Genomic DNA, 8,076 nt, shown 5'->3' with positions numbered 1-8,076 from the left:
GACCGACTCGCCGGTGTCTTCCGCGGCTTGGCGCCCCGTCCGACGTTTCAAACTCTAGCCGACCCCCGCTCCGAAAAGCGAATCCGGCCGCAATCCCCACAAATGGACACGACAAAGAAACCCGAAGCCGGGTGCCGTTGCTATTTGCAGAGGATTGGCCGCCCCGGGACCGTCCGCGCTGCTGCGTGTCCGGTGCTCCCTGTCGGGCGACTTAAAAACACTACCCCTCCCCTTCCGTCGGAGCAAGTCGTGCCCGGCCGGCGGGGTCAGAGGTCGAGTTCGGTGTCGGTGATCGGGTAGGCGACGCAGGAGTGGGTGTAGCCGAAGCGTTCGTCGGACAGGCGGAGGCGGGCCTCGACGGCGGTGTGGACGTGGCCCTTGACCACCCGGATCCGGCACAGGCCGCATTCGCCGGAGCGGCAGGCGGCCTCGGGGTGGATACCGGCGTCCTCCAGGGCGTCCAGCAGCGGGCGGTCCCGGCGGGTGCGGAAGGTGCGGCCCCTCGCGGTGACGGCGACCTCGGCCGCCGGGTCGGTGCCGGCCGGCCAGTGGGCCTGCGCGCTGGGGTCGGCGGGAGCGCCGTTGGCCTCGAAGCGGATCCGGCGGCGGGGGTGGCCCAGGCCCGCGAGCTGTCGCAGGGCGTAGGGGTAGAGGGCCTGCGGTCCGCAGACGTAGACGGTGCGGCCGGCGAGCGGTCCGGCGAGGGACTCGACCAGGGCGCCGGTGAGCAGGCCGGTGGGTCCGGTCCAGTCGGCGGGGGCGTCCTGGACCACGTGGTGGACGTGGAGGCCGGGGTGGGTGGCGGCGAGGCCGTCGAGTTCGGTGCGGAAGACGATGTCCTCGGCGCTGCGGGACCCGTACAGCAGGTGGAAGCGGCGGGACAGGCCCCGGTCGGCGATCTCGCGGACCATGCTCATCGCCGGGACGACGCCGGAGCCGCCGGCGAGGAAGACGACGTCCTCGCCGTGGAAGAGCGGGTTGTGGTGGAAGGTGCCGGTCGGTCCGGTGGTGGTGAGGGTGTCGCCGGGCGCGAGGGTGTCGATCAGGTGGTTGCTGATCCGCCCGCCGGGCACCCGGCGCACGGTCAGGTCCCAGTGGTCGGCCCGGGCGGGGCTGGACGCGATGGCGTAGGGGCGGTTGGTGCCGTCGGCGAACACCCCGACGTACTGGCCGGCGAGGAAGGGCGGCAGGTCACCGCCGTCCGGGCGGCGGAGGCGGAAGGTGCTGGTGCTGACGGTCTCGGTGACGATCTCGGCCACGGTGAGGCGCAGCCGCCGGGGATGGTGGGCGTCGACGGCGGCGGCGCTCGCGGCGGGGTCGGTGGCGTGGTGCGAGCGGGCCTCGAGGTCGGCCCGTACCGCGTCGTGGTCGTCGAAGTGGGAGGCGAGGGGGTGGCTCACGGGCGTTCTCCGTCCGGGTGCGGGAGGGCAGGAGGGCGGGAGGGCGGGAGGGCGGGAGGGCGGGAGGGCGGGAGGGCGGGAGGGCGGGAGGGCGGGAGGGCGGGAGGGCGGGAGGGCGGGAGGGCGGGAGGGCCGGGGGTGGCGCGGGTGCGGGCGCGGCAGGGGGCCGGGCTCAGGCCGCGTCCCTGGCCCGGAGCAGGCGGCGGGCGACGCGGGCGCCGGCTTCGAGGGTGGGCTGGAAGCCGCCCGGTCCGGCCCAGGAGCCCGCCAGGTGCAGTCCGGGGACGTGGCTGCGGCGTTCGCTGTCGCGGAACAGCCAGCCCTCGGTGCGGTCCTGGTCGTAGCCGTAGATCGCGCCGCCGGGGTGGCCGAGGTAGCGGGCCATGGTGAGCGGGGTGGCGACGTCGACCTCCTCGATCGCGTCGCGGATGCCGGGGGCGACCGCCTCGACCCGGTCGAGCAGGGTCTGCGCGTAGGCGAACTTGGTCCGGGCGTAGTCGGCGGGCGGGACCTTCGCCCAGTGGTCCCCGTACTGGAGGGTCATCAGGCTGACGTGGGTGGCGCCGGACGGCGCGAAGCCGATCGGGGCCACGTCGTAGGAGGTGACGCAGATGCCGCGGGCGGGCTCCAGGGTGCGGGTGGCGGCGTAGGTGCGCTCGTCGTCCTCGTCGGCGTGGACGAAGGTGGTGCTGGTGGTGAAGCCGAGTTCGGCGGGCGTGGCGGCGAGGCCCATGTGCAGGACGACGCCGGAGACGCCGGTCCGCCGGGTGGCGAGGTCCTCGCGGACGGCGGCGGGGAGGGCGTCCTCCCCGAGCATCGCGTAGGTGACCGGGAGCGAGGCGTTGGAGACGACGTCGCGGGCGGTGATCTCCTCGCCGTCGTCGAGCCGGACGCCGGTCACCCGGCCGTGCTCGGTGAGGAGGGCCGTGGCGGCCGTGTTGAACCGCGCCTGTCCGCCGGCGCCGAGGAAGGAGTCGAGGATCGCGGTGGACAGCGCCTGGGATCCGCCGACGAGGTGCCAGGGCTTGTACTCCAGGTAGGCGTAGAGGGTGAGCGCGAGGTCCTGGAAGGCGAGCCGGGAGGGCGGCTGGCCGAGGTAGGTCCAGTAGGTGCCGAGCACCGCCTTCGGGCCGGGGTCGTCGAAGAACTCGTCGAGGACGTCCTTGACCGGGCGCAGCCCGTACCGGAACAGCACCGGGTCGACCTGCTCGGGCGGCATGCCGCGGATCGCCGCGATCTGCCAGAAGGTGACGTCCCTGACCAGTTGGAGGAAGCGGTCGATCCGGTCGCGGTTGCCGGGGAAGGCGGCCGCCAGCGCGTCGGTCGTGCCCTGCCAGTCGGCGGGCAGGGTGACGTCGAAGCGGCCGGGGACGACGGCCCGGTAGAGGTCGTGCTCCTCGACGAACTCCAGTTTGTCGCTGACGCCGAGCCGGTCGAAGAGGCCGCGGAGGGTGAAGGGCTGCCCCTCGGCGCCGACGCCGGAGAGCTGGTGCAGGGCGACCTCGAACTCGAAGCGGCCGCGGCGGAAGGAGGTGGCGCAGCCGCCGGGCAGGTTGTGCCGCTCGACGAGCAGGGTGCGCAGTCCGGCGAGCTGGAGGCTGGTGGCGGCGGTGAGCCCGGCGTTGCCGGCGCCGATGACGACGGCGTCGAAGTCGCTCACCGGCGCGCCGCCTCTGCCGCCTCGGTAGCCTCCGCGGCCTCGGTAGCCTCCGCCGCCTCGGCGGCGATCCGGTCGAACTCGGCGGCCATCGCGGCGGCGAGCGCCTGCGCGCCGGAGAGCGGGCGGACCATCACGGTGAGCTCGTCGATCCTGCCCTCCTCGTCGAGGTGGAGGAAGTCGCACCCCTGGAGCTGCCTGCCGCCCACGGTGGCGGTGAACACGAGCGCGTGGTCCCGTCCGTCGGGGTCGCCGATCTCGCGCACATAGGCGAAGTCCTCGAAGACGCGCAGTACGGCGCGCAGGATCGCGCCGGTGATCGCCTTCCCGGGATAGGGCTTGAACGCGACGGGGCTGGTGAACACGACGTTCTCGGCGAGGAGATCGGTCATGGCCTGGGCGTCGCGGTCCTCGACCGCCTTGCGGAACGGGTGCATGGGGAGGTCTCCGGTCCCTAGTCATCGAATTGAGTAGGTGTACCGGCGAGTATGGGGCGGTCGGGAACGCACTGTCCAGAGCCGTCAGCCGCCTTCATCGGTCGCCTTGTTGACCAGTGACCAGTGACCAGCGACCAGCGACCAGTGACTGCTAGCGTGACCGCATGGCTTTGCGGCACGCGGTGATGGCCGCCCTCCTGGAGGGCGAGGCCTCCGGCTACGACCTCTCCAAGGGCTTCGACGCCTCGGTGGCGAACTTCTGGATGGCCACCCCGCAGCAGCTCTACCGCGAGCTGGACCGCATGGAGGCCGCCGGCCTGATCTCCGCCCGGGTCGTCGAGCAGGAGCGGCGCCCCAACAAGCGCCTCTTCTCCCTGACCGAGGCCGGACTCGCCGCCGTCCACGCCTACACCGCCGAACACACGAGCAAGCCGACCACCATCCGCGACGAGCTGATGGTCAAGGTCCAGAGCGTCGACGCCGGTGACGCGGACGCCGTGCGCGCGGCCGTGGCCGAACGCCTGGAGTGGGCCCGCACCAAGCTCGCCCGCTACGAGCGCCTGCGGGCCAAGCTCCTCGACGGCCGCACCGAGGAGCAGCACCTCGCCGAGGCCGAACGCGTCGGCCCCTACCTCACCCTGCTGCGCGGCATGGCGTTCGAACGCGAGAACATCCGCTGGTCCGAGACCGCCCTCCAGGTCCTCGCCTCCCGCACCGCCTCCCGCACCGCCTCCCACGGCTGAGCGCACTGCCCTGAGCGCGCCGGCCCGTCGCCCGTCCCCCGACGGCCGGGGGACGGGCGACGGGCGACGGGCCGGGAACGGGCACGCGCCGTCCCGCACCGCCGGGGCGCCCGCGGTCCGCGGTCACCGCTCCGCGGCGCGGCTCCCGCCCTCGACGGCGGTCAGGACGCTTCGCCCAGGCGCAGACCGGGTGCCCGCCGGCGGGGCACCCGAACGCCGGCGGAGGGTGTCGGGTGCCGGGCGGGGCCGGGGATCAGGGCGGTCAGGCGGGTGGGCATCACGACCGCTCCCCACTCCTCCAGCAGCGCCTGCGCCTGGCGCTCGCCGAGCCGGTGCCCGTTCTGCTGGTGGATGGAGAGTGCGCGGCGGGCGAAGTCGTGGGCCGCGGCGCCCCGGGCACGCTGCGTCCGGGCCAGGATCAGCAGGCTGTCGGCCTCGCACAGGCGGAAGCCGTAGGTCTCCGCCAGTCGCAGCGCCTGGAGCGCGAAGCCGCGCGCGGCCTCGGACCGTCCCAGGGCCTCGGTCGTGGCGGCGGCGGCCACCAGGGCCCGGCTGTGCCAGCCCGGGTTTCCCGACGCCGCCGCCAGGGCGACCGCGGACCGGTGGGCCTCCGGATCCCGGTCGACCGTCGCCAGGACGCTGCGTGCCAGCCAGCTCCAGCGCGGTGCCTCCAGCTCCCGCGCCAGGCGCCAGGCGTGCTCCGCGCACACCCTGGCCGCCTCCGGCCGCCCGGCGTTCAGGTGGACCGTCGCCAGCTCGCTCAGGGCCACCGACTCCACGTCCGTGTCGCCGAACTCCCGGAGGCCGACCAGGGCCCGGGTGTACAGCGCCTCGGCTTCCTCCAGCCCGCCCAGGGCGTGCTTCACCATGGCCAGATTGACCAGGACGTACGGTTCCTGGTCGCGGGCGCCGGCCTTCGTGGCCAGGTCCAGGGCCTGTCGGCGGAAGTGCAGCGAGTCGGCCAGGCGGCCCGACTCGAAGTACACCTCGCCGAGCCGGGAGAGGGTGATCACCGTGCTGGAGGCGCTGAGGGCCGTCCTCGCCTCGGCCATCGCCGACTCCAGGCGGTCGGCCGCCTCCTCCAGGTACCCGGTGAGGGCGAGGATCTGCGCGATGAAGTTCTCGCAGCCGTCGATGCCGTGGCGGTGGTCGATGGAGCGCGCGATCGACAGGGCCGTCTTGAAGCCGTTCATGGCCTTCGGGTAGTCGCTCACGCTCATGTCCGCGTGCGCCAGGCTGTACCAGCCGCTGAACTGGCCCTTGGCGTCGCCCAGTCGTTCGGCGGCCGTGATGGCGGCCTTGGCCGCGTCGATCCAGTCGCCGACGTTCATCTGGGTGGCGAAGTAGGGGTGCAGTCCGTCGACCATCTGCCAGACGTGGGCACCGACCGGGTCGTCGTGCAGGGTGGCGATCAGGTTCTGGATCTCGCTGTCGAACCAGGCCAGTGCCTCGGCCGCGGTGTCGAACTCCCCGTCGGGGGAATGCTCCGCGCCGGACATCCGGGTGTACGCGGGGAAGGCCACCGCCTGCGCGGCCAGAGTTCGCCTCAGGTACCAGCCGGTGAGCCGGCCGCGGGCGGTCCCCTGGTCGGACCGCGAGTCCTCGGCCTCGGCGCGCGCCCGGGCGTACAGCCGGGTGAGGTCGTGGAGGGCGAAACGGTGCGCCGCCGATTCGCCGATCAGATGGGCGTCCAGCAGGCGGTCCACCAGCCGGGAGGTCTCGCCCTGGGTGAGGCCGGCCAGGACCGAGGCCGCCGCGATCGTGAAGTCCGGGCCCGGGAACAGGCCGAGGCGGCGGAACAGCCGTCCGGTGTCGGGGTCCAGGGCGTCGTAGGACTGTCCGAGGACGGTCTGCATGGTGCTGTCGCTGTCGCCGGGAGTCTGGAGCGCGGCCAGGCGGTTGCCCTGGAGCAGGGCGCCGATGTGGTCGGCGATCGACGCCAGCGGGTGGTTGGCGATGTTGGCCGCCGCGATGCTCAGTGCCAGCGGCAGGCGTCCGCACGCCTCGGCCAGTCTGCGCGCCGTACCCGGCTCGGCCCGCAGGCGCTCGGCGCCGAGGATGCGTTCGAGCAGTTGCTCGGCCTCCTGCGGCGGCATCGGTTCGACCGTCACCTGGGTCGCCCCTTCGCGCACGACCAGCCCGGTCAGCCGGACCCGGCTGGTGATCAGGGTGGTCGAGCCCGGCCCGGTGGTCAGCAGCGGGCGGACCTGGTCGACCGACCGGGCGTTGTCGAGCAGGACCAGCAGGCGCTTGTCGGCGACCGTCGAGCGGTACAGGCCGACGAGTTCGTCGGCCTCGGCCGGGATGGCCTCCTGGGGCAGCCCGAGGGAGCGGAGCGCGCGGGCGATCGTCTGCGCCGGGGTCATCGCGGGCCGCGTGTCGTGGCCGCGCAGGTCGATGTACAGCTGGCCGTCGGGGAAGAGGTCGGCCACCGTACGACCCCAGTGCACGGCCAGCGTCGTTTTGCCCACTCCGGCGGGGCCGACCACCGCGACCGTACGCGCGACCCCGCGGTCGGCCAGGCTCCCGGTCAGGAAGTCGTCGAGCTGGTCGAGCAGGCCCTGTCGGCCCACGAACGGTGGCGTAGAAGGGAGTTGCATCGGCACCAACGGTGCCGGCGACGCCTCCGCGGCCTCGGGAAGCGTGCTGTCCGCCGACGGCGCGGGCGCGGGGGCCGGTTCGTTCCCGGCAGGTGCGGGCGGTGTCCGGGCCGGTCGCTCGAACGGCACCGTGTCGAGGGAGGGGTCGGCGCGCAGGATCGCCTGCTCGGTGTCGGTGAACCTGCGGCTCGGGCTGAGTCCCTGCTGTTCGGCCAGCAGCGCGCGCAGTTCGCGCGCCTGCTCCAGCGCCGCGGACTGACGGCCCGAGTGGTACAGGGCGAGCATCAGCTTCCCCCGCAGCGTCTCGTGCAGGGGGTGCGCCGCGACCAGCGGCATCAGGTCGTCGATGAGCGCGCCGTGGTGTCCGGCGGCGAGTTCCAGGTCGGCCAGGTCCTCGTAGGCGGTCAGACGCAGGCTGGTGAGCTGGGTCTGCGCGGACTCGGCGTAGCTGACCGCGATGTCGGCCAGCGGCATGCCCTGCCACAGCGCGAGCGCCTCGCGGATCAGGCGCACCGCCGAGCAGCTGTCGCCGCGCGCGGCCTCCTGGCGGGCCCGGGCCATCGCGTCGCGGAAGACGTCCAGGTCGAGTTCGCCGTCGTCGACGGCGATCGAGTAGCCGGGGGCCCGGCTCTCGATCGGGATCTCGGCCCCGGCGTCGCGGCACGCCCTGCGCAGTGACGCGATGTCGGCCTGGATCTGTGAGCGGGCCGTCTGCGGTTCCGAGCCGCCCCACAGCGCGTCGATCAGCTGCCCCGTGGACACCACGTGGTTGGCGTGCAGCAGTAGATAGGCCAGGACAGCCCGGCAGCGGGGGCGCCCTATCGCCACCGTCGTGCCCTGGTAGTCCATCCCGACCGGTCCTAGCAATGAGTAGCGCATAGCCGTCCGTATCCCCCGTCACCCGGGGCGCCGACCACGCGTCCGTCGTCACCCCCGGTCTTCTCTGTACTGGCCAGCAGTCTTACTGGGAAAGGTACTTGAGCCGACAGGTGTATACAATTTTATTGGCCGGATCCAGCTTCTCCTTGACACCGGCCATGGCGCGTGCACGGCATGCCATGGCCGGTGTGCCGGACGGCCGGGCGGCCGGACGGCGACAGGGGGCGTCCGGCGGACCGGTCAACCAGGGGACGTCTCGGGCCGGTTCACCTGCCCGACGGACCGGCCGCCTCGGCCGGGGCCGCCGGAGCGGGGTCCGCGGGGGGGGCGGCGCCCGGCCCCCCCCCCCCCCGGGCCCCC

5 protein-coding genes are annotated in these 8,076 nt (G+C 73.6%); 1 reads left to right on the top strand and 4 read right to left on the bottom strand.

The window, feature by feature from the left end; translation table 11 throughout:
• Positions 1–266: 266 nt before the first annotated feature.
• The 3 genes from SM793_RS35885 to SM793_RS35875 all read right to left on the bottom strand — a co-directional run bounded on the left by SM793_RS35885 (position 267) and on the right by SM793_RS35875 (position 3,494).
• Complete coding sequence (locus tag SM793_RS35885) at positions 267–1,400, bottom strand: FAD-binding oxidoreductase (RefSeq protein WP_320443330.1); 1,134 nt, start codon at positions 1,398–1,400, stop codon at positions 267–269.
• Between the two features lie 172 nt (positions 1,401–1,572).
• Positions 1,573–3,060, bottom strand: coding sequence for an NAD(P)/FAD-dependent oxidoreductase (locus SM793_RS35880; protein ID WP_320443329.1), 1,488 nt, complete (start codon positions 3,058–3,060; stop codon positions 1,573–1,575).
• Complete coding sequence (locus SM793_RS35875) at positions 3,057–3,494, bottom strand: nuclear transport factor 2 family protein (RefSeq protein ID WP_320443328.1); 438 nt, start codon at positions 3,492–3,494, stop codon at positions 3,057–3,059. Before SM793_RS35875 ends, SM793_RS35880 begins: the two co-directional genes overlap by 4 nt.
• 164 nt (positions 3,495–3,658) lie before the next feature.
• Here SM793_RS35875 and SM793_RS35870 point away from each other — a divergent pair, with 164 nt between their 5' ends.
• A complete protein-coding gene (locus tag SM793_RS35870; protein ID WP_320443327.1) occupies positions 3,659–4,237 on the top strand; it encodes a PadR family transcriptional regulator in 579 nt (192 codons plus the stop codon).
• 161 nt (positions 4,238–4,398) lie between these two features.
• Here the strand turns inward: SM793_RS35870 and SM793_RS35865 are convergent, their stop codons facing one another.
• The gene (locus SM793_RS35865) at positions 4,399–7,686 is read right to left on the bottom strand and encodes an AfsR/SARP family transcriptional regulator (protein WP_320443326.1); all 3,288 of its coding nucleotides are present in this window, start codon (positions 7,684–7,686) and stop codon (positions 4,399–4,401) included.
• Positions 7,687–8,076 lie beyond the last annotated feature (390 nt).

This window comes from Kitasatospora purpeofusca (genome assembly GCF_034043715.1).
GTDB lineage: Bacteria > Actinomycetota > Actinomycetes > Streptomycetales > Streptomycetaceae > Kitasatospora > Kitasatospora purpeofusca_A.
This window is presented reverse-complemented; position numbering and strand designations above follow the sequence as displayed.